We start from the raw sequence: 26659 nt of genomic DNA, 5'->3' as shown, positions 1-26659 counted from the left end.
AGGAAGGCAAGTCCGGCAATGTCGCTTTTGCGGCGGCCTTTCGTCATCGAATGGATGATCTTGCGCTGATATGACCACTCTCGTGAAAAACCAAACCGAAGCGGAACCGAGGCACGGCGACACGCCCACGCCGCTGATCGCGATTGCCAGCGTCGTGGTGTCGATGGCGCTGATCGCCATCGGCAACGGGCTGATGTTCGCCTACATCCCCGTCCGGCTCGGCGTCGAAGGCTTAGATCCGACCTGGGCCGGTCTGATCGTCACCGGCCTGTCGGCCGGTGGTCTTGCCGGCTGCATCCTGACTGGACCGCTGGTGCGCAGGGTTGGCCATGCCCGCGCCTTCATGGTGCTGTCAGCGCTGATCGCGCTGTCGAATGCCGCAATCGGCGCCGGGCCGCACCCCCTGTTGTGGATCGCGGCTCGCGCGCTCTACGGCTTTGCCATATGCGGGCTTTTCATCGTCGCGCAGAGCTGGCTCAACGATGCCGTCGCCAACGCCATACGCGGCAGGGTAATGGCCGTCTTCTACGTTGCCTATGTCGGCGGGCTCGGCATCGGCTATGCGACGCTGGCGCTGGTCGATATCAGGACGGCGGATGCATCGCTGATCGGCATAGCCTTCACCGCGCTATCCATCCTGCCCGTCGGGATGACCCGGCTGGCCCAACCGCCGGCGCCACAGGCGGCATCGGTGGCGCTGCGCCGGGCCTGGCGGATTTCGCCGGTCGGCGTCGCCGGCATGCTGGCGGTCGGTGGCCTGTCCATGTCGATTTCCGGCTTCGCGCCGATCCACGCCACCGCGAAGGGGTACAGCCAGGCCGACGTGGCGCTGCTGCTGTCGGTGATGCCGCTCGGCACACTGATCCTGCAGGTTCCGCTCGGCTGGATTTCCGACCGCACCGATCGCCGCTATGTGCTGGTCGCGGCATCCGCGATCGCGGCGGCGGCAGGGATGTTTGCGCTCGGCTTCGACGGCGGTACGCTGGCGATGCTGCTGGTGATCTATGTGATGTGGGACGGCGCCTCGGAATCGATCTACTCGTTGGCCAGTGCGCACGCCGCCGACCGCGCTGGCAAGGACGACATGGTGGCGCTGTCGAGTTCGCTGTTGTTTGCCTGGTCGCTGTCCGGCTTCATCGTGCCGGGCATCGTGACCGCGCTGTCGGCCGCCTTCGGCACGCAGGCCTTCATCTATGTGACTGTGGTCATCGCCTGCGTCTTCTGCCTGTTCGCGCTTTTGCGCGTGTTCACCACGCGGCCGGTGCCGGCAACCGAAACCGGCAACTTCGCGCCGATGACGGCGCAGGCGCCACTGCCGGTGGAACTCGCCTTCGCGCCGGACGAACAGCACCGGCAGAGGAGCGATTGACTATTGCCGGCGGGTTTCGGGCGCCGGGGCCTGCGGTGGCGGCAGCGGGATCGATATGCGTTCGCGGTCGAACTCCTGCTTGGCCCGCTTGGTGAGATCGGCCTGGGCGGCGAAGAAATCCGCCGATGATGTCCAGTAACGCAAGGTGATCGAGACGGTGCTTTCGCCCAATGCCGCGACAAAGGCGGTCGGCGCCGGCTCACGCCTGATGCGGCGCTCGGCGGCGGCGATCGCAAGCAGCGTCTTCTGGGCGCGGTCGATGTCGTTCCAGGAGCCGATCGAGAGCGTGATGTCGCCGCGCCGCACGCCGTTGCGCGAAAAATTGCGCACCGGCTGGTTCCACAGCGTCGAGTTGGGCGCCAGGATGTAGACGCCTTCGGCGCTCCGGAGCTTGGTGGCGAAAAGGCCGATTTCCTCGATCGAGCCGGCAATGGACCCGACTTCGACGGATTCGCCCATGCGGAACGGCCGCAATGCCAAAAGCATGATGCCGGCGGCAATGTTCTGCAGCGTGCCTTGCAGCGCCAGGCCGATGGCCAGGCCGATAGCGCCGATCGCGGCGATGATCGAGGCCGTCTGCACGCCGAACTGGCCGAGCACCATGATGACGACGAGGACGAGGATGGCGTAGCGGACGATCTTGGAAAAGAAGTGCCGCAGCGTCTGGTCAAAGCCATGGATGTGGCCCAGGCCGGCAAAAATCGAACGCTCGGCAAAGCCGGCGACGATGTAGCCGACAACCAGAAGGATGACGGCGCCGACCGCCGAAAGGGAATAGGAGACAATGAGTGCGCTGAGCTGCGAGAGCCCCGCCTGGACGGTCAGGAGGGCATTTTGCGGGTCGATCGGCATAATGGGATTCCGGTTGATCAATCAGCCGATAACCCCTGCGGAACACCTGGGTTCCGATCTTTTGCGTGTCGCGCGGAACAAGCGGGGGCTCAATGAGTTCGCATGGAAGCAGGGCTCCGTCTTGAAACTGCAACGGAACTCTGCCTATCTAAGCGGTGTCACCTGCTTTCAGGGGTGATTTGGTTGTTCTTGCTGCGAAAGGAAATACACTGAGAACAGCACTGCGGAAGAAGGCCGACATCGTGCCTTCGCCGGCCGGGATCAGCGTAAACGACGCCGTGTCCCGCGCCATCAAGACAGTCCTTGCCAGTCTGGAAGACTCCAAGGCCGAAAACATCGTCTCAATCGACATTCAGGGAAAATCGAGCCTCGGCGACTACATGGTCGTCGCGTCGGGCCGATCGCACCGTCATGTCTCGGCTGTTGCCGACCATCTCCTCAAGGCGTTGAAGGATGCCGGCCTCGGCACGGCGCGCGTCGAGGGGCTGTCCGGCGCCGACTGGGTCCTGATCGATTCAGGCGACATCATCGTCCATGTCTTCCGCCCCGAAGTCCGCGAATTCTACAATCTCGAAAAGATGTGGCAGGCGCCAGACCTCGAGGAAGAGACCTTGCACTGAGCCGGTTGGTTTGGATGCGTGCCGTGTTCCAGGACGATTTCGGGCGACACGCATCGGCGGCCCTCTGAGGCTAGGATGAAGATTACCGTTCATGCCGTGGGCCGGATGAAAAGCGGCCCCGAGAGAGAACTCGCCGACCGCTATTTCGAGCGTTTCTCCAAGAGCGGCCCGGCTGTCGGCCTCGAATTCTCCGGCATCGCCGAGATCACCGAAGGCCGCGCCCAGAACGCCGATGAACGTCGGCGCGATGAAAGCGCGAGGCTGCAGGCCCAATTGCAGCCCGGCTCGGCGCTGGTCCTGCTCGACGAGCGCGGCAAGAACTTGTCCTCGGAAGATTTCGCCGGCCGCATCGGCCAGTTGCGCGACGCCGGCCGCAGGGCGCTGGCGCTGGCCATAGGCGGCGCCGATGGCCACGATCCGTCGCTGCGCAGCCAGGCCGAGCTGGTAATATCTTTCGGTGCGCTGACATGGCCGCACCAATTGGTGCGGGTGATGCTGGCAGAGCAGCTCTACAGGGTCTCGACGATCCTGTCCGGCCACCCCTATCACAGAGCCTGAAGGTCGCATCGCACCGAATTCCGCCCCAATGCCGCGCAAGATCACGGCTTCGGGCCGGCTTTCCCTATTTTGCTCACCGGTGTGCGAAACCGCTGCACAGTTTTGGGCGATGCGCATTAATATGGTTGATGGTTCGTTAACGAAGCCGCAGATAGAGTCCATCCCGCATGGCTGAAGGCTGGAAATCGACGACGGGCTCATCGACAGCGGGCTCCTGGCGCGCGCGCTGCGGTATCGCGGCGGCGGTGGTCATCCTGTCGCTCAATGCCGCGTGGGCCGAGAACACGCTCGACACGGCCCCCGATCCGGACCAGAGCCGTGCCGAATACGAACAGATATCCAAGGAGATAAACCTGTCGTCCGAGCGGCTGGCCAAGCTGGCCGCCGACATCGCCGCGGTCAAGAAGGACCACGCCTCGATCACCGCCGCGCTGATCCAGTCGGCGATGACCGAGCAGAAGCTTGGCCAGGACATCGAGGACATCGGCGCCAAGCTGGAAGGGCTGAAGACCCAGCAGCAGAAGATCCGCGCCTCGCTGATGGCGCGGCGCGACGTGCTGGCGGAGGTGCTGGGCGCATTGCAGCGCATGGGGCTGAACCCGCCGCCGGCGATCCTGGTCAAGCCGGAGGACGCGCTGTCGTCGGTGCGCAGCGCCATTTTGCTTGGCGCCGTGGTGCCTGAATTGCGCCAGCAGACCGACAGGCTCCTGGCCGACCTCAAGGAGCAGACGAGGGTGACGGCCTCGATCGAGGCCGAGCGGGCACGGCTGACGGCGGCGGTGGGCGAGCAGACGGCGGAGAAGAAGCGGCTCGGCATGCTGCTGGAAGCCAAGCAGAAGCTCGAAGCCGACACGCAGGCGCAGTTGTCGGCCGAGCGACAGCATTCCGAGGCGCTCGCGGCCAAGGCCAGCAGCCTGAAGGAATTGATCGCCTCGCTCGAAGCGCAGGCCGAACGCAACCGCAAGGCCGCAGATGCCGCAAAGGCCGCGGATGCCGGCCAAGCCGGCGGCGACAAGGCGGGCGGCGACATGACGGCGTCGCTGCCGGTCCCCGAAGCCAACCGGCTTGCCGCGGCGGCACCCTTCTCGGCGCTGCAAGGACAGATCGCGCTGCCGGTCATCGGCCGCATCAAACGCAGGTTCGGCGCCGAAGACGGTAACGGCGCGGTGATGCTCGGGGACATGGTTGCGACACAATCGGGCGCCATCGTCACCGCGCCGGCGGATGGGAATGTGCTTTATGCGGGGCCGTTTCGCTCCTACGGTCAACTCTTGATCCTGAATGCCGGCGACGGTTATCATGTCGTCCTGGCGGGGATGAGCAGAATCAGCGTCGCCACCGGCCAATCAGTGCTCGCAGGAGAGCCGGTCGGTGCGATGGGAGAGGCCCGGGTGGCAAGCACCTCGGCTTCGAAGAATGGAAATGCCACGCCGGAGCTCTATGTCGAGTTCCGCAAGGATGGAAAACCCGTCGATCCGGCCCCATGGTGGGCGGACCGTTTTTCTGGAAGGACGTGAAATGATGCGGAAACTGTCGCTTCTGTTTGCCGGTGCGCTGATGGGCGCGTCCGCCATGAGCCTGGTCTATGGCGCGCCCGGCTCGGCAGCGAACGCTGCGGGGTCGGAGACCTACAAGCAACTGGCGATCTTCGGCGATATCTTCGAGCGGGTGCGGGCGCAGTATGTGACGCCGCCCGACGACAAATCGCTGGTCGAGAACGCCATCAACGGCATGCTTGCCTCGCTCGACCCGCACTCCTCGTACATGAACGCCGAGCAGGCGCAGGACATGCGCGTGCAGACCAAGGGTGAGTTCGGCGGCCTCGGCATCGAGGTCACCATGGAGAACGACCTGGTCAAGGTGATCACGCCGATCGACGATACGCCGGCCGCCAAGGCGGGCGTGCTGGCCGGCGATTACATCGCCAAGATCGACGGTGAGGAGGTTCGCGGCCTGACGCTGAACGATGCGGTCGACAAGATGCGCGGCCTGGTCAACACGCCGATCAAGCTCACCATCCTGCGCCAGGGCGCCGACAAGCCGATCGAGCTGACGGTGGTGCGCGACATCATCAAGGTCAAGGCGGTCAAGTTCCGGGTCGAGAACGACATCGGCTACATGAAGATCACCTCCTTCACCGAAAAGACCTATGACGACCTCGAGAATGCCATCGACACCATCAAGAAGCAGGTGCCGAACGACAAGCTCAAGGGCTACGTGCTCGATCTGCGCCTCAATCCCGGCGGTCTGCTCGACCAGGCGGTAAGCGTATCGGACGCCTTCCTCAACCGCGGCGAGATCGTGTCGACGCGCGGCCGCGATCCGAAGGATGTCACCCGCTTCGACGCCAAGTCCAAGCAGGTCGACGATATCGGCGGCAAGCCGCTGATCGTGCTGGTCAATGGCGGATCGGCCAGTGCGTCCGAAATCGTCGCCGGCGCGCTGCAGGACCTGCGCCGCGCCACGGTGGTCGGAACGCAGTCCTTCGGCAAGGGTTCGGTGCAGACCATCATCCCGCTTGGCGAGAATGGCGCGCTCAGGCTGACGACGGCGCTCTATTACACGCCGTCCGGCAAGTCGATCCAGGGCAAAGGCATCACGCCCGACATCAAGGTCGACCAGCCGCTGCCGCCGGAACTGCAGGGCAGGGACCTGACGCGTGGCGAATCCGACCTCAAGGGGCACATCAAGGGTGCCGACGAGAGCTCGACCGGTTCGGGCTCGGCAGCCTATGTGCCGCCGGATCCGAAGGACGATCTCCAGCTCATCTATGCCGAGCAGCTTCTGCGCGGCCAGAAGACCGATCCGTCCTTCCCGCCCAATCCGCAGAAGGCCGTCCTCAACCAGTAACAGGTGGCGGCCAACAACGGATCTGGCCGCCCGATGGAAGCAATGCGATGCTGCCGGGACCGAAAGGTTCCGGCAGTTTGATTCGGGGGCAAGGCGAATCCCTCGATACAGGGCGCCAGGGGTGCGCCGGGATGAAGAATTCGCGCATGTCTCTTCGAAAGGGTTCCATGTTCGAAGCCATGCGGACGGGGACAGGGCTTGGCTGATATCGGCAAGGACATCGAACGACCGCTCGGGCTGACTGTCCGTCCGCCGCGCACCGCCGGCAAGGTCAGCGCGGGTGCGCTCGTGGCTGCGTTCGTCGTGCTGGCGATTGTCGGCGTCTCCGGCGCCATCGCGCTCAGGGACAAGCCATTCCGCAAGCCCCAGGAAGTCGCCGTTTCGACCCCGAAAGTGGTGCCGGAGCCGACCGCTGCGCCGTCCGCTTTGGCGCCGGTCACGACGCCAAAGGCGGAAATGCCGGCCAAGCCCGGAGGCCCGCAGATCATCCATGTGCAGACGGAGGAAGGCGATGGTCCGCCCAAGGCGGCAATCGTCATCCATGATCCGTCGACCATCGGCCAAAACCTGAAGATCGCGCATATTCCCGACAGGGCGCTGATCGAGGCCAGCGATGCCGGCCCCTTGCCGATGCGCGCCGCCGACGGAAGGCGGCCCTTCGATGTCTATGCGCGGCCATGGTCTGGCGCGCGCGGCGCCCGCGTGGCGATCGTCATCGGCGGGCTCGCGGTTTCACAGACCGGCACCCAGGCGGCCATTGCCAAGCTGCCGGCAGAAGTGACGCTGGCCTTCGCGCCGCAAGGCAACAGCATCGGCCGCTGGATGCAGGCCGCCCGGCAGAGCGGCCACGAGATCGTCATGCAGGTGCCGCTCGAACCGTTCGACTATCCCAACGTCAACCCCGGGCGCAACACGCTGACGGTGGCGGCGAGCGCCGAAGAGAACCTGAAGAGCCTGCACTGGGCGCTGTCGCGGACGACGAACTATACCGGTGTTATGAACTATATGGGCGCGCGGTTCTCCGCCGACCCGGCGGCAATGGGGCCGTTCATGGCCGAGCTCGGCAAGCGCGGGCTCGCCTATATCGACGACGGCTCGTCGGCACGCAGCCTTGCGCCGGATCTGGCGCTGAAGGACGGCGTGCCCTTCGTCGCCGGAGACACGGCGATCGACGCCGTGCAGGATCGCGGCGCCATCCTGAAGAAACTGGACAGCCTGGAGGCGACCGCCCGTGCCAAGGGCACTGCGGTCGGCATCGGCTCCGCTTTCGACCTGACGGTCGATACGGTGTCGTCATGGGCGGCCGAGGCCAAGAAACGCGGCATCGAGATCGTGCCGATTTCAGCGGTGGCGGTCGATCCGCAAAAGGGCTAGCCACCGGGAAACAGCTTGAAAGACTGAATGATGCCGAAGACGAAGAAGGTCGACCGCGAGACGCTGCCCTACCGCCCCTGTGTCGGGCTGATGATCCTCAACGACGAGGGCCTGGTCTGGGTCGGCCATCGCATCGCCGAGCCGGACAGTGAATTCGCCGGCACCACGCAGCTCTGGCAGATGCCGCAAGGCGGCATCGACAAGGGCGAGGAGCCCCTGCAGGCGGCGGAGCGCGAGCTTTATGAGGAGACCGGCATGCGCAGCGTCTCGCTGCTAGCCGAGGCGCCGGACTGGATCAACTATGATCTGCCGGACAACCTGGTCGGCGTCGCCTTCAAGGGGCGCTATCGGGGCCAGACGCAGCGATGGTTCGCTTTCCGCTTCCATGGCGATACCAGCGAGATCCAGATCAATCCGCCGCCCGGCGGCCACACCGCCGAATTCGACAAATGGTCGTGGCGGCCGATGCAGGAGCTGCCCGACCTGATCGTGCCGTTCAAGCGCAAGGTCTATGAAGACGTGGTGACGGCGTTCCGTCACCTTGTGCCATAGCTGGACGGGCCGCGGCGCCGGTTCAAACGCCCCCGGTTGCCGCCCCGGTTCGACCGTCTTATTGATGTCCATCCGTCACAGAAGGGCCGCCATGCACGACGCCCCCAAAAGATCGCTGCCCGAGGAAGCCGACGCCACAAGCGAGGCTGCTGCCGGGGCCATCCTCACCATCGACCTTGGCGCGGTCCGCGAAAATTACCGGCGGCTGAAGGCGCGGCTGGGTGGCGTGCGCTGCGCAGGCGTGGTCAAGGCCGACGGCTACGGTCTCGGCGCCGCGCAAGTGGCATCGGCGCTGATGAAGGAAGGCTGCGACATCTTCTTCGTGGCGCTGCTGTCCGAAGGTATCGCGCTGCGCAAGGCGGTGGGGGCCGGACCGGACATCTACGTGCTGAACGGGCTGCCGCCGGGTTCCGAGCCGGAAGCGGTGGCGGCTGGCTTGTGCGCCGTCATCAACAGTGGCGCACAGTTGGAAGCCTGGCGCGCAGCGGCACACCGCGCCGGGCGCCGGCTCCCGGCTGCCGTCCAGGTCGACAGCGGCATGTCGCGGCTTGGGATGGCGCCAGCCGAGGTCGAGGCGGTGGCCGGGGATGTCGGCGCTTTCGATGGCATCGACGTCAGATATGTAATGAGCCACCTGGCCTGCGCCGATGAACCGCGCCACCCGGCCAATGAACAGCAGAGGCTGGCATTCGAGGGGTTGCGTGCCATGCTACCCGTGGCGCCGGCCTCGCTTGCCAACTCCTCCGGTATCTTTCTAGGCCCGCCCTATCATTGCGATCTCGCCCGGCCCGGTGCCGCCCTCTACGGCATCAACCCGACGCCTGGCGAATCCAACCCGATGCTACCCGTGGTCGGGCTGCAGGCCAAGGTGGCGCAGACGCGCAGTGTCCAAAAGGGCACTGGCGTCGGCTATGGGCACAGCTACCATGCGCAGGGCCCGCTCAGCCTGGCGACGATTTCATTCGGCTATGCGGACGGCTGGCTGCGCCGCTCCGCGTCGGCCGCATGGTTCGAGGCGGTGCGCCTGCCTTTCCTCGGGCGCGTGTCGATGGATTCGATCATTCTCGACATTTCCGCCTTGCCGCCCGGCCGGCTCGGAGAGGGCGACCTGGTGGAGTTGCTAGGGCCCTCACAGAGCGTCGACGATGCTGCCGACCATGCCGGCACCATCGGGTATGAAATCCTGGCCAGCCTCGGAACGCGTTTTCACCGGCGCTATCTGGGCGGTTGAGCGGTTTGGCCGCGCTTGACAAGCGGGTGCCATTCGGCAAGCTTTGGCACATGAGCAAGCTCGCTTATATCAAAACCTTCTTCAGGGTCTGCCCGATCGCGGGATCGTAGCCCCGGCGCGGCCGCCTTCCGGCGTCCGTCCGTACCGGGGCATCCATACATCCACAATCGCCATCAAGTCGAACAGCCCTTCGCGGCTGCCGGCCTTTCATCACGCCGCCGCCAGCGCGCCGGCAGGCGCGCATCCGCTCGATGCGCCGATCCATGAGGTTTGCCATGCAACACGCAAAAGAACTGCGTCCAAACAGCCATATTCTGATCAGCGACGCCGACCATGACAGGCTGACGGGCCTGGCGAGGGCTTTGCTCGATCGCGCGCCCGAGACGGCCGAGGAGCTGCTTTCGGAAATGGACAGGGCCGTCGTCAGGAGCGCGGCGGCGATGCCGGCCGGTGTGGTGCGAATGGGTTCGACGGTGATCGTGCGCGGCGAAAGCGGCGACGCCCAGTGCATCATGCTGGTCTACCCGGGTGAGGCCGACATCGCCGAGAACCGGATCTCGGTGCTGACGCCGATGGGAACCGCGCTCATCGGCGCCAGCGTTGGGCAGGCGGTTTGCTGGAACGGTCGTGGCGGTCGGGAACTGTCAGTGACCGTCGAGGCCGTCGATGAGCCGGCTTCCGGCCCGCAACGAGCTTGATGGCGGAGGCGGTGATGACGAGCACGAATTGCTGCCTGACGACGAAGGACTTCGCCGTCCTCGAAGTCATGCTGGAGCGCCGGCGGGCATTCGCGGATCCGATCGTGCGCATGCTCGAACACAAGCTTTCACGCGCCGATGTCGTGCCGATCGATTCGGTCGGCCCCGACATCGTTACGCTGAACAGCAGGGTGGTGTTCGGCGTCGATGCCGGTCCCGCCGAGACGCGAACCCTGGTGCAGCACGAGGTGCGCGGGCCGGTCGGCTCCAGCCTGTCGGTCGCAACGAGGCGCGGGCTCTGCATGCTTGGCATGGCGCAAGGCCAGACGGCAATGGTCGAACATGCCGACGGCAGGCGGGAGTCGATCCTGATCAAGGCCGTGCTCTACCAGCCGGAAGCTGCCCGGCGCACGATCAGGCAGAAAGACCAAGCTGACGCGCGGCGACCGCACGGGCTCAGGCTCGTCTACAGTGCCGCAGCCGATTGGCGGCCTCTTGGCGAGACGGCCGGAATGCGGCAGACAGAAGAAGACGACCCCGGTCCCTCGGCGGCGTGAATGGGCAACAGCGCGTGGTCTCGAAGATCGACATCGATTTTCGCTTGGGATCATGCGCAAACCGAAAAATACGGCCGCGTCCACGGGCGTCCTGAGGACGCTCGGCGCGGCAAGGAGTGAATGAATGAAAATCATGGTGCTGGGCAGTGGCGTGATCGGGGTGACCACGGCCTATTATCTCGCCGAGGCTGGCCACGAGGTGACCGTGATCGACCGCCAGAAAGGGCCGGGACTGGAAACCAGCTTCGCCAATGCCGGCGAGATTTCGCCCGGCTATGCCTCGCCTTGGGCCGGGCCCGGTATCCCCCTTAAGGCCATCAAATGGCTGCTGATGAAGCATGGTCCGCTGGTGGTGCGGCCGGCCTTCGATCCGCATATGTGGACGTGGCTGGTCAAGATGCTGCGCAACTGCACCGCCGAACGCTACGCGGTCAACAAATCGCGCATGGTGCCGCTGGCCGAGTACAGCCGCGACACGCTGAAGGCGCTGCGCGAGGCGACCGGCATAGCCTATGACGAGCGGACGCAGGGCACGCTGCAGCTGTTTCGCACGCAAAAGCAGCTCGACGGCACATCAGGCGATGTCGAGGTGCTGAAGAGATATGGCGTGCCCTACGAAATCCTCGACCAGGACGGCTGCATCGCGGCGGAACCGGCTCTGGCCGCGGTGCGCGAAAAATTCGTCGGCGGCCTGAGGCTGCCGGGCGACGAGACCGGTGACTGCAAGATGTTCACCGACAGGCTGGCCGAGCTTTGCGTGGCACGCGGGGTCAAGTTCGAATACGACACGACGATATGGCGCGTCATCCGCAGCCGCAACCGCGTCAACAATATGAGCACCAGCAAGGGCTGGCTGACCGCCGACGCCTATGTGATGGCGCTGGGCAGCTATTCGGCGGACTTCATGCGCCGGATGAAGCGGCCGATTCCGGTCTATCCGGTCAAGGGCTATTCGATCACGGTGCCGATCAAGGATGCCGCCGCCGCACCGGTGTCGACGGTGATGGATGAAACCTACAAGGTCGCGATCACGAGGCTCGGCGATCGCATCCGCGTCGGCGGCACGGCCGAGATTTCCGGCTTCGATCTCAGGCTGCACGAATCGCGACGGCGCACGCTCGAACACTCGGTCGGCGACCTGTTCCCGGGAGCCGGGGCCATGCGGGAGGCGACGTTCTGGTGCGGGCTGCGACCGATGACGCCGGACGGGCCGCCGCTGATCGGGCGCACGGAGCTTTCCAATCTCTACCTCAACACCGGCCATGGAACGCTCGGCTGGACCATGGCCTGCGGCTCGGCCAAGGTGCTGGCCGACATCATCTCGAACAAAGTGCCCGATATCGACGCCCGCGCGCTGGCACAGGAGCGTTATCTGAAATAGAGCCGCTCGCTCGCCATCGGCGGGCGCGGCCAGCGGATATCGCGTCAGAACGCCTGTTTCACCCAGCCCTCGTCGAACAGCAGCCGGTAAGCCCACGGAATCGTCACGTCGGTGGCGACCGGGTTGGACTGGGCGAGATACTCGTCATAAATCGGTTTCATCCTGGCGTAGAAGGCGGGTCGAGCACCATCACGCCGTTCTCCGAGTCGTGGAAGAAGCTGCGATGGCCAACATGCGTCAGACGAAAAGATTTCTCTCCCGCTCCACCGCCTTTGTAATGAAGGAGGCAACGATCTGGACGCGGCGCAGCGGCCTGACCGATTCGTGATAAACCAGCCAGTAGGCACGGCGGATGGGCGCCACCACGTCGACGGCCACCAGTTCCGGCATCGAGCGGGCGACGAAAGTGTGCAGGATGCCGATGCCGGCCCCCGACCGCACCGCTTCGGCCTGCCCGAGCGCGGAGGAAATGGCGAAGCTGGTGCGCCAGTCCGCGCTGAATTCGGCGGCGTAGTCGAGCGATGGGCTGACGATGAGGTCCGGCACATAGCCGATCAATGTGTGCCGTCCCAGTTCGGCAGCGGTCTGGGGCAGGCCGTGGGCCTCAGCATAGGCACGTGAGGCAAACAGGCCGAGCGAGTAGTCGACCAGCTTGCCCGCTACCAGCCGGCCCTCGGTCGGCCGCTCGACGGTGATGGCAATGTCGGCCTCGCGGCGAGACAGGGAGAAGGAGCGCGGCACCGGTACGAGCTGAATCGTCAATTCACGGTGCAGCGCGGTCAGTGCGCCGAGGCGCCGGGCGAGAAACGCGACGCCAAACCCGTCCGGCGCGCCGATCCGCACCGTGCCCGAAACGTCGTCGCCTTCGCCCGATATTGTCGAGCGGGCGGCGATCATATCGCCCTCCATGCGCTCGGCGATGTCGAGGAACCGCTCGCCGGCGGGCGTCAGCTCACTACCGGTGGTCAGCCGGCGAAAGAGTTTCGTGCGCAGTGCGTCCTCGAGCGCGGCGATGCGGCGGGAGACGGTGGCGTGGTTGAGCTCCAGGCGCTTCGCCGCGCCAAGGATTTGCCCGGCGCGCGCAACGGCCAGAAAGATGCGGACGTCATCCCAGTTCATGGGGATGGTCCGGATGACAATTTCCAATGTCGCGTTCTGTGGTGAAGGAACTCAACCTGCCAATCCTTGGACGTCGTCTTTGTGACCCCTCCCATTTGCGAGAATTGATGCTCTCCCGTCAACCGCTGTCCATTTTCCGCACAACGGTTGCGTTCTCCCTCGCGTTGCCATCCGCGTGCCAAAGGCGGACAATGCACCATCATAAACACAGGGAGAGATATCATGATCGAATACGGTCATTTCATCGGCGGCAAGCGTGTCGCCGGCACCAGCGGCCGCAAGCAGGACGTGATGCAGCCGATGGACGGCTCCGTGCGCGGCACGGTGGCGCTGGCCTCGCAGGCGGAACTGCGCGCGGCGGTCGAGAACGCCAAGGCGGCGCAGCCGAAATGGGCCGCGACCAACCCGCAGCGCCGCGTACGCGTCCTGATGAAGTTCCTTGAACTGGTCGCCCGCGACTATGACGAACTGGCCGACATCCTGGCGCGCGAGCACGGCAAGACGATCGCCGATGCCAGAGGCGACATCCAGCGCGGCCTCGAAGTGGTCGAGGTCTGCATCGGCGCGCCGCACATGATGAAGGGCGAATTCACCGACGGTGCCGGCCCCGGCATCGACGTCTATTCGATGCGCCAGCCGCTCGGCGTCGTCGCCGGCATCACGCCGTTCAACTTTCCGGCGATGATCCCGCTGTGGAAGATCGCGCCTGCGATCGCCTGCGGCAACGCCTTCATCCTGAAGCCCTCCGAACGCGACCCGGGCGTGCCGATCCGCATCGCCGAGCTGTTCATCGAGGCGGGCCTGCCTGCCGGTATCCTCAACGTCGTCAACGGCGACAAGGAAGTCGTCGACGCCATCCTTGACGATCCCGACATCAAGGCCATCGGCTTCGTCGGCTCGACACCGATCGCTCACTACATCTATTCGCGCGGCACCGCGTCGGGCAAGCGCGTGCAGTGCTTCGGCGGCGCCAAGAACCACATGATCATCATGCCCGACGCCGACATGGACCAGACCGTCGATGCGCTGATCGGCGCCGGCTACGGCTCGGCCGGCGAGCGCTGCATGGCGATCTCGGTGGCCGTTCCGGTCGGCAACGACACCGCCAACCGGCTGATGGAAAAGCTGGTGCCGCGCGTCGAAAGCCTGAAGGTCGGGCCCTCGACAGATTCCGCCGCCGATTTCGGCCCGCTGGTCACCGCCCAGGCGCTGGAGCGGGTCAAGGGCTATGTCGACACCGGCGTCAAGGAAGGCGCCAAGCTGGTCGTCGACGGCCGCGGCTTCAAGATGCAGGGCTATGAAAACGGCTACTATATGGGCGGCTGCCTGTTCGACAACGTCACGTCGGACATGCGCATCTACAAGGAAGAGATCTTCGGGCCGGTGCTGTCGGTGGTGCGCGCGCCGACCTACGAGAACGCCATCAAGCTCGCCAACGACCACGAGATGGGCAATGGCGTCGCCATCTTCACCCGCGACGGCGACGCCGCGCGCGACTTCGCCTCGCGCGTCCAGGTCGGCATGGTCGGCGTCAACGTGCCGATCCCGGTGCCGATCGCCTACTACACGTTCGGCGGCTGGAAGGCATCGTCCTTCGGCGACCTCAACCAGCACGGTCCGGACGCGTTCCGCTTCTATACCAAGACCAAGACGGTCACCTCGCGCTGGCCGTCCGGCATCAAGGACGGGGCCGAGTTCGTCATCCCGACGATGAACTAGCCGGACGCTTGTCCGACTGCGCGTCCTCGCCTTCGGCTGCGGGCGCGCGGGCAGGCACCAAGGACGGGGCCGAGTTCGTCATCCGACGATGAACTGACCGGACGGTTTCCTGCTTGCGCGTCCTCGCCTTCGGCTGCGGGCGCGGGCCGGCATCAAGGACGGGGCCGAGTTCGTCATCCCGACGATGAACTGACCGGACGGTTTCCTGCTTGCGCGTCCTCGCCTTCGGCTGCGGGCGCGGGCCGGCATTAAGGACGGGGCCGAGTTCGTCATCCCGACGATGAACTAGCCGGACGCTTGTCCGATTGCGCGTCCTCGCCTTCGGCTGCGGGCGCGCGGGCAGGCACCAAGGCCGGGGCCGAGTTCGTTATTTCGACGATGAACGGACCGGACAAGAAAATCGACGCTCAAGGCCCGAGTCCCCGGACTCGCGCCTTTTTCATTGCAAACATCAATGTGATGGAACCAGCGAGGGGCGCGGAGACTTAGGGCTGCAATCCTGCCGTGAGGAGGCATGGCAGCCAACCAAGGCGCCGACGGCTGACCGTTAGCATTGCATCGTCGGGCGTAAGGAGGTGTCCGATGACACAACGTCTCATGCTAACGCTGTGCGCCGTTGCGGCGCTCTCGGTAGGCCCGGCGCATGCAGCCGGCCAATGTGCGGCACGCGCCGACATCGTCAAAGCGCTCGGCGAGAATTTCCACGAAAGCGAGGCCGGGCGTGGCCTGATCAATCCCAATGTGGTGCTTGAGGTGTTCGTTTCCGAACAGGGCAGTTGGACCGTCCTCGCCTCCGACACCAAGGGCCAGAGTTGCATCCTGTCCGTGGGCGAGGGCTGGGACAGCCCGACGATCAAGGCGGCCTTGCCAGGAGCGTGAGCCGCATCGCGTCGAAGCGGTTCAGCCTACGCGTAGTCTTGGGCATGCACTGTCCCGAACCGAGGTCGGTGTCGGCGGCATACTTCAACGTGTGGCGGCCGCCTCGGCATGGCCGCGTAGCAATGCCATCAGCCGCTTGGCATCCTTTGCGGCGGCTTCCTCGTCACCGTCGACAATCGAGCGGATCAGCGCGACGTGATGCTCGGCCGATTCCGCCAGGCCGGTATCGGCCTTGTAGCGGAACCAGAAGCGGCGGCTGTGGGTCTGCAGCGGGGCGGCCAGCCTGGCCGCGAACGGATTGTCGGCAGCCCGTGCCAGCGCCTCGTCCAGCATCTTGTCTGCCTGGATGAAGGCAAGCACGTCGCCGGAGATGACAGCCTTCTGCATGGCAAGCGCGGCATCGTGGAAGAGGTCGGCTGCGTCGCGGGTGACGAAGCGCGCCGCAGAGCGGGCCAGCACCACCTCGACGCCGCGGCGCGCATCGATGACGCGCAGCCAGTCGCCGGGGTGCAGCGGCGCGACGGCAATGCCTGCGCGTGGCCGCACGTCGAGCAATCCTTCCCAGGCCAGCCTCTGGATCGCCTCGCGCACCGGCGTACGGCCGAGCGCCAGCTTCTCGATCAGGCCGCCTTCGGTGACGAAACTCGCCGGCGCCAGTTCGAGCGTGACAATCATATGCTCGAGCATGCGGTAGGCCTTGGTCGCAGCCGGCTCGAACGCAGTGCTCATTTCCATGGATATCAAAGGCGGTCTCCTGATATATTTTGCATATATCATAGGGGAATCCGTGTTGACAGCGGCTTTCTTAATAGATATACGCCTGATATATCAGAGGAGCGATGACCATGTGGACCGGAGTTTTCCCAGCCGTCACGACTAAATTCACCACGGACGACCGCCTCGACCATGCCGAGATGGAGCGCTGCTTCGGCTTGCAGATGGAGGCCGGCTGCGACGGCATCATCGTCTGCGGATCGCTCGGCGAAGGGCCGATGCTGTCGCATGACGAGAAAATCGAAGTGCTGAAAACCGCGCAGAAGGTGGCTGGCAAGAAACCGGTGCTGCTGACGGTGAACGAGGCCGGGACGCGCGAGGCCGCCAGCATCGCCCGCCGCGCCGCCAAAGAAGGCGCCAACGGCCTGATGGTGGTGCCCAGCCCGATTTACCATACCAATGCGGAAGAGACGGTGGCGGCGCTGCGCGCCGTCGCGAAGGCCGGCGACTTGCCGGTCATGATCTATTCCAACCGGCTCGCCTACCGCGTCGATGTTACCGTCGACCAGATGGAGGAGCTGGCGTCGGACGAGCGCTTCGTCGCCATCAAGGAATCCTCCGACGACATCAGGCGCTCGACCGAGATCATCAATCGCCTGGGCGGCCGCTACGACCTGTTCACCGGCGTCGACAACCTTGCTTTCGAGGCGCTGTCGGTGGGCGCCATCGGCTGGGTGGCCGGCCTTGTCACCGCCTTCCCGCGCGAGACGGTGGCGATTTACCAGCTGATGAAGCAGGGCCGCCGCGAAGAGGCGCTCGCCATCTATCGCTGGTTCCGGCCGCTGCTTGACCTCGACGTCTCGACCTATCTGGTGCAGAACATCAAGCTTGCCGAGGTGTTCGCCATTCAAACCAACGACCGCGTCCGCATGCCGCGACAGCCACTGTCGGGCGAGCGCCGCAAGGCGGTCGAGAAGGTCGTCAAGGACGCACTGGCGGTGCGGCCAATACTGCCGGCGTTCTGAGGCTTTCTTCCGAGAGGCGGCGCCCACGTGACAGGAAGTTCCAAATCGATGGAAGCACGGCGGCGCCCCGCCCTGCGGGCGTCTTCTCCCCGTGAACAGGGAGAAGGAATGGATATCGCCATCGTCGGCGGCGGCATCATCGGCATCTGCGCGGCGGCGTTTCTTGCCGAGGCGGGGCGAAACGTCACGGTCTACGACCGCACCGGCATCTGCGAGGAGACGAGCTCCGGCAATGCCGCGGCCTTCGCCTTTTCGGACGTGCTGCCACTGGCGCACAAGGGCATGATCCGGCAATTGCCGAAATGGCTGGCCGATCCGCTCGGCCCGCTCGCCATCCCGCCCGCCTACCTGCCGAAGCTGCTGCCCTGGCTGATCCGCTTCTGGCGTGCCGGCTCGGCGAAGCACTACGAGGCTGGCCTGGCGGCGCAGGCCGCAATGATGGCGCTCGCCGAGGCCGAATGGATTGATCTGCTCGACCGCTCCGGCACCAGGCGGATGCTGCGCGAGGACGGTTCGCTCGAACTCTATGAAAGCGAGGCCGAATTCCAGGCTTCGCTGTCCGGCTGGGCGGCGCGCCAGCGCTTCGGCATCGGCTTCCGCCATGTCGGCGGCGAGGAGCTGGCGGAGCTGCAGCCCGGCCTGTCACCGCGTTTCGGCAAGGGCACGTTCGTGCCGGGCTGGAAGACGGTCGCCGATCCAAAACTGCTCGGCAAGGCGATCTGGGAGTATGCGCAATCCAAGGGCGCGCGGTTTGAGAAGGCCGGCGTCGCCGGCGTCGCCGCGGACGGGAACGGCGCGACGTTGAGGCTGGCCGACGGTACGACGCGGCAAGCCCGGCACCTGGTCATCACCGCCGGTGCCTGGTCGCATCTGCTGGCGCGGCAGCTCGGCGATCGCATTCCGCTCGAAACCGAGCGCGGCTACAACACGACGTTGCCAAAGACCGCCTTCGAGGTGAAGCGGATGCTGATCTTCTCCGGCCAAGGCTTCGTCATCACGCCGCTCGACACGGGCCTGCGCATCGGCGGCGCGGTCGAGCTCGGCGGCATCGAGCGGCCGCCCAACTACGCGCGCTCGAAGGCGCTGCTGCGCAAGGCTCAAGACTTCCTGCCGGGCCTCGATCCTTCGGGCGGACGCGAATGGATGGGGTTTCGTCCCTCGCTGCCGGATTCATTGCCTGTCGTCGGCCGCGCATCGGGAAGCCGGCCGGTGGTCTACGCTTTCGGCCACGGCCATCTTGGCCTGACCCAGGCTGCTGCGACGGGACGGTTGATCCGCGAGCTTGTCCTGGGGCAGACTCCGCCGATCGACGTGGCCCCCTTCAGTCCACAACGGTTTTGAATTTTCGAGGAGCGTCATGGCCAGGAATTCCTTCTTCTGCATCGACGGCCACACCTGCGGCAACCCGGTGCGGCTGGTCGCCGGCGGCGGCCCGCTGCTCCAGGGTTCGACGATGATGGAGCGGCGCGCGCATTTCCTGGCCGAATATGACTGGATCCGCACCGGCCTGATGTTCGAGCCGCGCGGCCACGATGTGATGTCCGGCTCGATCCTCTACCCGCCGACGCGCGAGGATTGCGACATCGCCATCCTGTTCATCGAGACCTCGGGCTGCCTGCCAATGTGCGGCCACGGCACCATCGGCACGGTGACGATGGCCATCGAGCACGGGCTGATCAAGCCTAAGACGCCCGGCGTGCTCAGGCTCGACACACCGGCCGGCCTGGTCATCGCCGAATACAAACAGGTCGGCGAATATGTCGAGGAGGTGCGCATCACCAACGTGCCCTCCTTCCTTCATGCCGAGGGCCTGACGGTCGAATGCCCCGGGCTCGGCGAGATCGTCGTCGACGTCGCCTATGGCGGCAATTTCTACGCCATCGTCGAGCCGCAGAAAAACTATCGCGACATGGCAGACCATTCGGCGGGCGACCTCATCGCCTGGAGCCCGGTGGTGCGGCAGCGGCTCAACGAGAAATACTCTTTCGTGCATCCGGAGAATCCGGGCATCAACCGGCTGTCGCACATGTTGTGGATCGGCGAGCCGACGGTGGCGGGTGCGGACGCGCGCAACGCGGTCTTCTACGGCGACAAGGCGATCGACCGCTCACCGTGCGGCACGGGCACCTCGGCGCGCATGGCGCAGCTCCACGCCAAGGGCAAGCTCAAGGCCGGCGATGCGTTCGTCCATGAATCGATCATCGGCTCGCTGTTCAAGGGCAAGGTTGAAAAGGACGTCACGGTCGCCGGCAAGCCGGCGATTATTCCCTCGATCGGCGGCTGGGCGCGCATGACCGGGCACAACACGATCTTCATCGATGACCGCGATCCGTTCGCACACGGCTTCGTCGTCAAATAGTCGATTCATCACGCTGCGGAAGGTCGGGAAGGACAAAAAGGATTGCTGTCACGAGCGCAACAAATCGTCTCATCAACTTATTTTGACGGCGATTTCTTCGAAATGGAGCGCATGATGACGCTTAATCGTCAAAGACATTGCGTTATGCCAATGATAGGGTCCGCGATAGTCCAGGGGGCGGGTGCGAAAGAACGGGCAATCGAACGGCGTGTAGTCGGAAACACGCATGACGATCAAAAAATGACGTTGCAATCCCGCCTCGAAACTTTACGACTAGGGGAAATACGAAAAGGAATGCGTCTGCATGGGCGACATTCCAGGGGAGCCATGTACACATGCAGTATTTTGTCCAGCAGCTTATCAATGGGCTGACGCTGGGATCGATCTATGGGCTGATCGCGATCGGCTACACGATGGTCTACGGCATTATCGGCATGATCAACTTTGCTCATGGCGATATCTTCATGGTGGGCGCTTTCACGGCGCTGATCGTTTTCCTCATCCTGGGTGCCTTGTTCTATTCGGTTCCCGTGGTCATCGCGCTGCTGGTGATGATGATCGTGGCGATGCTGCTGACCAGCCTCTACAACTGGACGATCGAGAAGGTGGCCTACCGGCCGCTGCGCGGCTCGTTCCGGCTGGCGCCGCTGATCACCGCCATCGGCATGTCGATCGCGCTGTCGAATTTCGTGCAGGTGACGCAAGGCCCGCGCAACAAGCCGATCCCGCCGATGGTGTCGAAGGTCTACAACATCGAAGGCATCAGCGTGTCGCTGAAGCAGATCATCATCGTCGTCGTCACCGCGCTGCTCTTGGTGTTGTTCTGGTACCTGGTCAACAAGACCTCGCTTGGCCGGGCGCAGCGCGCCTGCGAGCAGGACCGCAAGATGGCGGCGCTGCTCGGCATCGATGTCGACCGCACCATCTCGATCACCTTCATCATGGGCGCCGCACTTGCCGCCGTCGCCGGCACGCTGTTCCTGATGTATTACGGCGTCATCGCCTTCTCGGACGGCTTCGTGCCCGGCGTGAAGGCATTCACCGCAGCGGTGCTGGGCGGCATCGGTTCGTTGCCGGGCGCGGTCCTGGGCGGCCTTTTGATCGGCTTCATCGAGAGCATGTGGTCGGCCTATTTCTCGATCGACTACAAGGATGTCGCCGCCTTCTCGATCCTGGCCATCGTACTGATCTTCCTGCCTTCCGGCATTCTCGGCCGGCCAGAAGTCGAAAAGGTCTGAGATCATGGCCGTCACCGTATCTCCCGAGCGCGACACCGTCGCCGCCACGCCCATGCAGCGCGCCTTGCGCGAGGCCTTCTATGCCGGTGCCATCGCGCTCGGCCTGTTCGTGCTGTTCATCGGGCTCAAGACCGACCAGAACATCTCCAACGAGCTGATCCTGGTGCAGCGCTGGGGCCTGCTCGCCGCAGTGGTCATCGCCACGGCCGTCGGACGCTTCCTCTATGTCGCCTACGGCCAGCCCTTTTTGGCCAACCAGAAGATCGCCGACGTCGCCACCGGTTTGCTGCCGGCCAGCGTGGCGTCGCGCTTCTTCCTCTTTCCAGCCTTCATCATCGCCGTCATCGTCGCAGCGCTGCTGTTCGTCTTCAGCAGGTCTCTCGCCGGCTGGGTAGGGGCGGAGCCGGCCGGCTATCTGCAATTCCTGCGTGCCCTGGCGGTCATCTACGCGCTGGCCTGCGTGATCTATTATTTCCGCGGCTTCATCCATGCCAACTTCACAAAACTCGGCATTGCCGCACTGGTGCTCTATCCGATCATTGTCGTGGGCATGCTGTCGCTGATGTCGTGGTCGCTCGTCGGCGGGCTGCAAGGGTCGCTGAAATGGGTCGACAATTTCGGCATCCAGATCCTGATCTATGTCATGCTGGCCTGGGGGCTGAACATCGTCGTCGGCCTGGCCGGCCTGCTCGACCTCGGCTATGTCGCCTTCTATGCGGTCGGCGCCTATGCCTATGCGCTGCTCGGCACGCAGTACGGCCTCTCCTTCTGGATCCTCCTGCCGGCCGCAGGCGCCATGGCCGCCTTCTGGGGCGTGCTGCTCGGCTTTCCGGTGCTGCGCCTGCGCGGCGACTACCTGGCCATCGTGACGCTTGCCTTCGGCGAGATCATCCGGCTGGTGATCATCAACTGGCGCGAGGTGACCAACGGCTCGGCAGGCATTTCCGGCATCCCGAAGGTCACCTTCTTCGGCCTGATGAGCTTCAACGTCTCGGACCCGAACTACATCGGCAAGGTGCTGAACATTGCGACGTCGAGCGCCTATTACAAGATCTTCCTCTATTACCTGATCCTGGGGCTGGCGCTGCTCACGGCTTTCGTCACGATCAGGCTGAGGCGCATGCCGGTCGGCCGCGCCTGGGAAGCCTTGCGCGAGGACGAGATCGCCTGCCGCTCGCTCGGCATCAACACCACGACCACCAAGCTGACGGCCTTTGCCACCGGCGCCATGTTCGGCGGTTTTGCCGGCTCGTTCTTCGCCGCCCGGCAAGGCTTCGTGAGCCCCGAATCCTTCGTCTTCCTGGAATCGGCCATCATCCTGGCCATCGTCGTGCTTGGCGGCATGGGATCGCTGGTCGGCATTGCCGTTGCGGCTCTGGTCATGATCGGCGGCACCGAGGTGCTGCGCGAACTCGACTTCCTCAAGCAGGTCTTCGGACCCGACTTCACGCCGGAACTCTACCGTATGCTGCTGTTCGGCATGGCCATGGTGATCGTCATGCTGTGGAAGCCGCGCGGCTTTGTCGGCAGCCGTGAGCCGACCGCCTTCCTCAAGGAGCGAAGGGCTGTCTCCAGTTCCTTCACCAAGGAGGGGCACGGCTGATGAACGCGAACCCCTCCATGAACGACGCCATCCTGAAGGTCGAACACCTGTCGATGAAGTTCGGCGGCCTGGTCGCGATCGGTGACCTGTCCTTCACCGCCAGGCGCGGCGAGATCACGGCGCTGATCGGGCCCAACGGCGCCGGCAAGACCACCGTGTTCAACTGCATCACCGGCTTCTACAAGCCGTCGGAAGGCATGATCACGCTCACCCGGCAGGACGGCTCGAGCTACCTGCTCGAACGGCTGCCCAACCATGAGATCCCGGCGCGCGCCAAGGTGGCGCGCACCTTCCAGAACATCCGCCTGTTCTCGGGCATGACGCTGCTCGAGAACCTGCTCGTCGCCCAGCACAACAAGCTGATGAAGGCTTCGGGCTATACGGTGCTCGGCCTGTTCGGCTTCAGCGGTTACCGCAAGGCCTCGGCCGAATCCGTCGAACTCGCCAAGCACTGGCTGGAAAAGGCCGATCTGGTCGACCGCGCCGACGATCCGGCCGGCGACCTGCCCTATGGCGCGCAGCGGCGCCTCGAGATCGCGCGCGCCATGTGCACCGGCCCCGAGCTTTTGTGCCTCGACGAGCCCGCCGCCGGCCTCAATCCAAAGGAATCGGCCGCGCTCAACGACCTGCTGATGGACATCAAGAACAACACCGGCACCTCGATCCTGCTGATCGAGCACGACATGTCGGTGGTCATGCAGATCTCCGATCACGTCGTGGTGCTGGAATACGGCCGCAAGATCTCCGACGGCAATCCGCAGTCGGTGCGCACCGATCCGCGCGTCATCGCCGCCTATCTCGGCGTCGACGACGAGGAGGTCGAAACCGTGCTGACCGAAGTCGGTGACGAGGACGTCATCGAGCAACTCGATACCGGTCCCGATGCCGCGCATGGTCCGGGAACATCGTCGTCCTATCTCGCCGGCCCGGTGAGCGACACGGTCGGCCACAGCGAAGGCGAGCGCATCACGGTATCGAAGGGCGCCTCGAAGGCGGCGCAGGTCGATGCGCGGGCGGCGAGCGTTGCAAGCAAGGCTGTCGCGCCAACACCTGCTTCGCGGGCCAAACCGGCTGCGAAGCCGGCCGCCAAAGCGGCCGTCAAGACAGGGGCCAAGACGCCGGCCGCGAAGGCCGCCGGGATCTCGAACCGCCTCGCGGCACCCCGCGGCGGCAAAGCCGACAATCTCACCCGCATCAAGGGGATCGGCGCGGTCAACGAGAAGAAGCTCAACGAACACGGCATCTTCCACTTCGACCAGATCGGCGCCTGGAAGAAGGCCGATGTCGAGGCCGTCGAAGCGTATCTCGCCTTTGACGGACGCATCGCCCGCGAAGAATGGGTCAAGCAGGCCAGGCTGCTTAGCCAGGGCAAGGATACGGAATTCTCGCGCCGCGTCGACGCCGGCAAGGTGGCGACGAGCCATGCTTCCGGTAAGCAGGCAGCAAAGCCCGCGACAGGAGCGGGCAAGCCCGTTCGGGCCAAGCGCGGAGGGGGCAAGTGATGGCCGGGAAGACTCTGCTCGATATCAAGGGCGTGCAAACCTATTACGGCAACATCCGCGCGCTGAACGGCGTCGACGTCACCGTCAACGAGGGCGAGATCGTGGCGCTGATCGGCGCCAACGGCGCCGGCAAATCGACGCTGATGATGACCATTTTTGGAGCGCCGCGCGCCCGCGCGGGCACCATCACCTTCGCCGGCGCCGACATCACCCAATTGCCGACGCACGAGATCGCGCGCTTGCGCATCGCCCAGTCGCCGGAAGGCCGCCGCATCTTCCCGCGCATGACGGTGATGGAAAACCTGCAGATGGGCGCCAGCCTCGACAACCTCAAGCACTATGACGAGGACGTCGAGAAGGTGTTCGCGCTGTTCCCGCGCCTGAAGGAGCGCATCGCCCAGCGCGGCGGCACTCTGTCGGGCGGCGAGCAGCAGATGCTGTCGATCGGGCGCGCGCTGATGGCGCGGCCGAAGCTGCTTCTTCTCGACGAGCCGTCGCTCGGTCTTGCGCCGTTGATCGTCAAACAGATCTTCGATGCCATTCGCGAGCTGAACCGCACGCAGGGTCTGACCGTGTTCCTGGTCGAGCAGAACGCCTTCGGCGCGCTCAAACTCGCGACGCGCGGCTATGTCATGGTCAACGGCAATGTGACCATGAGCGGCACCGGCAAGGAACTGCTCGCCAATCCGGAAGTGCGCGCCGCCTATCTCGAAGGCGGCCATCACTGAGTTCAGGAGTCCTTACCATGCAAGGCATTCTCTACGAGGAACCGTCCATCTGGCAGTTCTTCTTCGTCACCTGCCTGCTCGGCGGCTGGGCGGCCTGGATGACCGGCAAGGCCAGCGCCCAGACCTGGCGCAGCTTCGTCCAGCTGTTCGCCTATCTGCTGGGTCTCGGCATCGGCATCCGCTTCATCCACCACGCGCTGTTCAACGGCACGATGTTCTCGCTGCATTACTATGTCGTCGACACCATCGTGCTGATGATCCTCGGTTTTGTCGGCTATCAATACACACGAACCAACCAGATGGTGACACAGTATAATTGGCTCTACGAAAGAGCTTCAATCTTGAGCTGGAAACCGAAAGGTTGACGTTCATCATTAACGCCGTTTCGGGGATGAATCGGCGTGACAAGTGCCTGAAAATCGGCAAACTATGCTTTCTGCGATAAGGGTGGGCATCGCATGAAAGCTTCATCCACGCCCACTCCGTTAATGGGAGCGTTTAAATGAAAAAATCACTTTTGTCCGCCGTCGCCCTGACCGCGCTGATCGCGTTCAGCGGCAATGCGTGGGCTGATCTAATGGTCGGCGTTGCTGGCCCGATCACGGGTCCGAATGCCGCCTTCGGCGCACAGTTGCAGAAGGGCGCGGAGCAGGCGGTCGCCGACATCAATGCGGCGGGCGGCATCAATGGCGAGCAGATCAAGCTCGAAGTCGGCGACGACGTCTCCGATCCGAAGCAAGGCATCTCGGTCGCCAACAAGTTCGTCGGCGACGGCGTCAAGTTCGTGGTCGGCCACTTCAACTCGGGCGTCTCCATTCCGGCGTCGGAAGTCTACGCGGAAAACGGCATCGTCGAGATCACGCCTGCCGCGACCAACCCCCAGTTCACCGAGCGCGGCCTGTGGAACGTGTTCCGCACCTGCGGACGCGATGACCAGCAGGGCGGCATCGCCGGCGCCTATCTGGCGGCCAATTTCAAGGACGCCAAGATCGCCGTCGTGCATGACAAGACCACCTACGGCCAGGGCCTTGCCGACGAGACCAAGAAGGCGATGAACGCCAAGGGCGTGACGGAAGTCATGTATGAAGGCGTCAACGTCGGCGACAAGGACTTCTCGGCGCTGATCGCCAAGATGAAGGAAGCCGGCGTTTCCATCATCTACTGGGGCGGCCTGCACACTGAAGCCGGCCTGATCATCCGCCAGGCGGCCGACCAGGGCCTCAAGGCCACGCTGGTTTCCGGCGACGGCATCGTGTCGAACGAACTGGCTTCGATCGCTGGCGACGCGGTCGCGGGCACGCTCAACACGTTCGGTCCGGACCCTCGCCTGATCCCGGCGAACAAGGAACTGGTCGAGAAGTTCCGCGCGCAGGGCTTCGAACCGGAGGCCTACACGCTCTACTCCTATGCCGCCATGCAGGCGATCGCCGAGGCAGCCACCGCTGCCAAGTCCAACGACCCGCAGGAAGTTGCCAAGGCGCTGCATGAGAAGGGTCCGTTCAAAACCGTGCTCGGCGACCTCTCCTACGATGCCAAGGGCGACCCGACGCTGCCCGGCTACGTCATGTACGAGTGGAAGAAGGGCGACGACGGCAAGTACACCTACGTCCAGAAGATGTAAGCCTGTCGGCATTGACTTCACGGAATGCCCGGCGCCTCGCGCCGGGCATTTTCTTTTACGGAAGCAACGATCGCGCGTTTATGGCTCGCGACGCTTTCCGTTTTGGAGCC

General features: G+C 64.5%; 24 protein-coding genes and 1 pseudogene. 22 read left to right on the top strand and 3 right to left on the bottom strand.

What is annotated here, in order from left to right; all coding sequences use genetic code 11:
- Positions 1-70 precede the first annotated feature (70 nt).
- On the top strand, positions 71-1369 hold the full coding sequence (locus LB532_RS01395) for an MFS transporter (protein ID WP_140641224.1): 1299 nt from the start codon (positions 71-73) through the stop codon (positions 1367-1369).
- Here LB532_RS01395 and LB532_RS01390 read toward each other — a convergent pair whose 3' ends face one another.
- The gene (locus LB532_RS01390) at positions 1370-2221 is read right to left on the bottom strand and encodes a mechanosensitive ion channel family protein (RefSeq protein ID WP_140641226.1); all 852 of its coding nucleotides are present in this window, start codon (positions 2219-2221) and stop codon (positions 1370-1372) included.
- 242 nt (positions 2222-2463) lie between these two features.
- On the opposite strand from LB532_RS01390, the gene rsfS reads away from it, so the two are divergent.
- The 10 genes from rsfS to LB532_RS01340 all read left to right on the top strand — a co-directional run bounded on the left by rsfS (position 2464) and on the right by LB532_RS01340 (position 12042).
- Positions 2464-2841, top strand: coding sequence for a ribosome silencing factor (gene rsfS, locus LB532_RS01385; protein ID WP_135902362.1), 378 nt, complete (start codon positions 2464-2466; stop codon positions 2839-2841).
- A 75-nt stretch (positions 2842-2916) separates the two neighbouring features.
- Complete coding sequence (gene rlmH, locus LB532_RS01380; RefSeq protein WP_140641228.1) at positions 2917-3399, top strand: 23S rRNA (pseudouridine(1915)-N(3))-methyltransferase RlmH; 483 nt, start codon at positions 2917-2919, stop codon at positions 3397-3399.
- Positions 3400-3566: 167 nt separating this feature from the next.
- On the top strand, positions 3567-4916 hold the full coding sequence (locus LB532_RS01375; RefSeq protein ID WP_140641230.1) for a murein hydrolase activator EnvC family protein: 1350 nt from the start codon (positions 3567-3569) through the stop codon (positions 4914-4916).
- A gap of 1 nt (position 4917) precedes the next feature.
- Positions 4918-6249, top strand: a complete 1332-nt coding sequence (locus LB532_RS01370) for a S41 family peptidase (protein WP_181168618.1) — start codon at positions 4918-4920, stop codon at positions 6247-6249.
- Between the two features lie 198 nt (positions 6250-6447).
- Positions 6448-7623 (top strand): divergent polysaccharide deacetylase family protein, encoded by a 1176-nt coding sequence (locus LB532_RS01365; RefSeq protein WP_140641232.1) that lies wholly within the window; start codon positions 6448-6450, stop codon positions 7621-7623.
- A 30-nt stretch (positions 7624-7653) separates the two neighbouring features.
- The gene (locus LB532_RS01360; protein WP_140641456.1) at positions 7654-8175 is read left to right on the top strand and encodes an RNA pyrophosphohydrolase; all 522 of its coding nucleotides are present in this window, start codon (positions 7654-7656) and stop codon (positions 8173-8175) included.
- Between the two features lie 91 nt (positions 8176-8266).
- Positions 8267-9406 (top strand): alanine racemase, encoded by a 1140-nt coding sequence (gene alr / locus LB532_RS01355; protein WP_140641235.1) that lies wholly within the window; start codon positions 8267-8269, stop codon positions 9404-9406.
- 275 nt (positions 9407-9681) lie between these two features.
- On the top strand, positions 9682-10104 hold the full coding sequence (rnk, locus tag LB532_RS01350) for a nucleoside diphosphate kinase regulator (protein ID WP_140641237.1): 423 nt from the start codon (positions 9682-9684) through the stop codon (positions 10102-10104).
- Positions 10105-10118: 14 nt separating this feature from the next.
- Positions 10119-10661, top strand: a complete 543-nt coding sequence (locus LB532_RS01345) for a nucleoside-diphosphate kinase (RefSeq protein ID WP_140641239.1) — start codon at positions 10119-10121, stop codon at positions 10659-10661.
- 124 nt (positions 10662-10785) lie between these two features.
- Entirely contained in the window at positions 10786-12042 is a 1257-nt protein-coding gene (locus LB532_RS01340; protein ID WP_140566787.1) for a D-amino acid dehydrogenase, read from the top strand.
- A 237-nt stretch (positions 12043-12279) separates the two neighbouring features.
- On the opposite strand, the gene LB532_RS01335 is transcribed toward LB532_RS01340, so the two are convergent.
- Positions 12280-13161, bottom strand: coding sequence for a LysR family transcriptional regulator (locus LB532_RS01335; protein WP_140550806.1), 882 nt, complete (start codon positions 13159-13161; stop codon positions 12280-12282).
- Between the two features lie 222 nt (positions 13162-13383).
- On the opposite strand from LB532_RS01335, the gene LB532_RS01330 reads away from it, so the two are divergent.
- Both LB532_RS01330 and LB532_RS01325 read left to right on the top strand, forming a co-directional pair.
- The gene (locus tag LB532_RS01330) at positions 13384-14880 is read left to right on the top strand and encodes a CoA-acylating methylmalonate-semialdehyde dehydrogenase (RefSeq protein ID WP_140641241.1); all 1497 of its coding nucleotides are present in this window, start codon (positions 13384-13386) and stop codon (positions 14878-14880) included.
- Between the two features lie 582 nt (positions 14881-15462).
- Positions 15463-15759 (top strand): hypothetical protein, encoded by a 297-nt coding sequence (locus LB532_RS01325; protein ID WP_140641243.1) that lies wholly within the window; start codon positions 15463-15465, stop codon positions 15757-15759.
- Positions 15760-15843: 84 nt separating this feature from the next.
- On the opposite strand, the gene LB532_RS01320 is transcribed toward LB532_RS01325, so the two are convergent.
- Complete coding sequence (locus tag LB532_RS01320; RefSeq protein WP_224556308.1) at positions 15844-16488, bottom strand: GntR family transcriptional regulator; 645 nt, start codon at positions 16486-16488, stop codon at positions 15844-15846.
- Positions 16489-16604: 116 nt separating this feature from the next.
- Here LB532_RS01320 and LB532_RS01315 point away from each other — a divergent pair, with 116 nt between their 5' ends.
- The 9 genes and pseudogenes from LB532_RS01315 (at position 16605) to LB532_RS01275 (ending at position 26549) form a co-directional block, all read left to right on the top strand.
- Positions 16605-17498 (top strand): dihydrodipicolinate synthase family protein, encoded by an 894-nt coding sequence (locus LB532_RS01315; protein WP_140641247.1) that lies wholly within the window; start codon positions 16605-16607, stop codon positions 17496-17498.
- A 48-nt stretch (positions 17499-17546) separates the two neighbouring features.
- Positions 17547-18839 carry an NAD(P)/FAD-dependent oxidoreductase gene (locus LB532_RS01310; RefSeq protein WP_181169422.1) on the top strand — a complete coding sequence of 431 codons (1293 nt, stop codon included), beginning with the start codon at positions 17547-17549 and terminating at the stop codon, positions 18837-18839.
- A gap of 16 nt (positions 18840-18855) precedes the next feature.
- Positions 18856-19857, top strand: coding sequence for a 4-hydroxyproline epimerase (locus LB532_RS01305; RefSeq protein WP_224556307.1), 1002 nt, complete (start codon positions 18856-18858; stop codon positions 19855-19857).
- 335 nt (positions 19858-20192) lie between these two features.
- Positions 20193-21095, top strand: coding sequence for a branched-chain amino acid ABC transporter permease (locus LB532_RS01300; RefSeq protein WP_140493067.1), 903 nt, complete (start codon positions 20193-20195; stop codon positions 21093-21095).
- 91 nt (positions 21096-21186) lie between these two features.
- Positions 21187-22698 (top strand): annotated as a pseudogene (livM, locus tag LB532_RS01295) (high-affinity branched-chain amino acid ABC transporter permease LivM); the annotation flags it as partial.
- Positions 22698-24200, top strand: coding sequence for an ATP-binding cassette domain-containing protein (locus LB532_RS01290; protein ID WP_140641255.1), 1503 nt, complete (start codon positions 22698-22700; stop codon positions 24198-24200). The pseudogene livM and the gene LB532_RS01290, both read left to right, overlap by 1 nt.
- Complete coding sequence (locus tag LB532_RS01285; protein WP_140493077.1) at positions 24200-24928, top strand: ABC transporter ATP-binding protein; 729 nt, start codon at positions 24200-24202, stop codon at positions 24926-24928. Before LB532_RS01290 ends, LB532_RS01285 begins: the two co-directional genes overlap by 1 nt.
- 17 nt (positions 24929-24945) lie before the next feature.
- A complete protein-coding gene (locus LB532_RS01280; protein WP_140493080.1) occupies positions 24946-25293 on the top strand; it encodes a DUF6867 family protein in 348 nt (115 codons plus the stop codon).
- 137 nt (positions 25294-25430) lie between these two features.
- Positions 25431-26549 (top strand): branched-chain amino acid ABC transporter substrate-binding protein, encoded by a 1119-nt coding sequence (locus LB532_RS01275; RefSeq protein ID WP_140641257.1) that lies wholly within the window; start codon positions 25431-25433, stop codon positions 26547-26549.
- Positions 26550-26659 lie beyond the last annotated feature (110 nt).

The organism is Mesorhizobium sp. ESP-6-2, from assembly GCF_020164675.1.
Classification (GTDB): domain Bacteria; phylum Pseudomonadota; class Alphaproteobacteria; order Rhizobiales; family Rhizobiaceae; genus Mesorhizobium.
This window is presented reverse-complemented; position numbering and strand designations above follow the sequence as displayed.

Excerpts from the sequence above, each read along its gene's own strand:
- LB532_RS01335 (WP_140550806.1), bottom strand. The coding sequence starts at position 13,161 with ATGAACTGGGATGACGTCCGCATCTTTCTGGCCGTTGCGCGCGCCGGG.
- LB532_RS01320 (WP_224556308.1), bottom strand. The coding sequence starts at position 16,488 with ATGAGCACTGCGTTCGAGCCGGCTGCGACCAAGGCCTACCGCATGCTC.
- LB532_RS01325 (WP_140641243.1), top strand. The coding sequence starts at position 15,463 with ATGACACAACGTCTCATGCTAACGCTGTGCGCCGTTGCGGCGCTCTCG.
- rlmH (WP_140641228.1), top strand. The coding sequence starts at position 2,917 with ATGAAGATTACCGTTCATGCCGTGGGCCGGATGAAAAGCGGCCCCGAG.
- rnk (WP_140641237.1), top strand. The coding sequence starts at position 9,682 with ATGCAACACGCAAAAGAACTGCGTCCAAACAGCCATATTCTGATCAGC.
- LB532_RS01375 (WP_140641230.1), top strand. The coding sequence starts at position 3,567 with ATGGCTGAAGGCTGGAAATCGACGACGGGCTCATCGACAGCGGGCTCC.
- LB532_RS01290 (WP_140641255.1), top strand. The coding sequence starts at position 22,698 with ATGAACGCGAACCCCTCCATGAACGACGCCATCCTGAAGGTCGAACAC.
- LB532_RS01280 (WP_140493080.1), top strand. The coding sequence starts at position 24,946 with ATGCAAGGCATTCTCTACGAGGAACCGTCCATCTGGCAGTTCTTCTTC.
- LB532_RS01330 (WP_140641241.1), top strand. The coding sequence starts at position 13,384 with ATGATCGAATACGGTCATTTCATCGGCGGCAAGCGTGTCGCCGGCACC.
- LB532_RS01305 (WP_224556307.1), top strand. The coding sequence starts at position 18,856 with ATGGCCAGGAATTCCTTCTTCTGCATCGACGGCCACACCTGCGGCAAC.
- LB532_RS01345 (WP_140641239.1), top strand. The coding sequence starts at position 10,119 with ATGACGAGCACGAATTGCTGCCTGACGACGAAGGACTTCGCCGTCCTC.
- LB532_RS01300 (WP_140493067.1), top strand. The coding sequence starts at position 20,193 with ATGCAGTATTTTGTCCAGCAGCTTATCAATGGGCTGACGCTGGGATCG.
- LB532_RS01340 (WP_140566787.1), top strand. The coding sequence starts at position 10,786 with ATGAAAATCATGGTGCTGGGCAGTGGCGTGATCGGGGTGACCACGGCC.
- LB532_RS01360 (WP_140641456.1), top strand. The coding sequence starts at position 7,654 with ATGCCGAAGACGAAGAAGGTCGACCGCGAGACGCTGCCCTACCGCCCC.
- LB532_RS01275 (WP_140641257.1), top strand. The coding sequence starts at position 25,431 with ATGAAAAAATCACTTTTGTCCGCCGTCGCCCTGACCGCGCTGATCGCG.
- LB532_RS01315 (WP_140641247.1), top strand. The coding sequence starts at position 16,605 with ATGTGGACCGGAGTTTTCCCAGCCGTCACGACTAAATTCACCACGGAC.
- LB532_RS01370 (WP_181168618.1), top strand. The coding sequence starts at position 4,918 with ATGATGCGGAAACTGTCGCTTCTGTTTGCCGGTGCGCTGATGGGCGCG.
- alr (WP_140641235.1), top strand. The coding sequence starts at position 8,267 with ATGCACGACGCCCCCAAAAGATCGCTGCCCGAGGAAGCCGACGCCACA.
- LB532_RS01285 (WP_140493077.1), top strand. The coding sequence starts at position 24,200 with ATGGCCGGGAAGACTCTGCTCGATATCAAGGGCGTGCAAACCTATTAC.
- LB532_RS01395 (WP_140641224.1), top strand. The coding sequence starts at position 71 with ATGACCACTCTCGTGAAAAACCAAACCGAAGCGGAACCGAGGCACGGC.
- LB532_RS01390 (WP_140641226.1), bottom strand. The coding sequence starts at position 2,221 with ATGCCGATCGACCCGCAAAATGCCCTCCTGACCGTCCAGGCGGGGCTC.
- LB532_RS01310 (WP_181169422.1), top strand. The coding sequence starts at position 17,547 with ATGGAAGCACGGCGGCGCCCCGCCCTGCGGGCGTCTTCTCCCCGTGAA.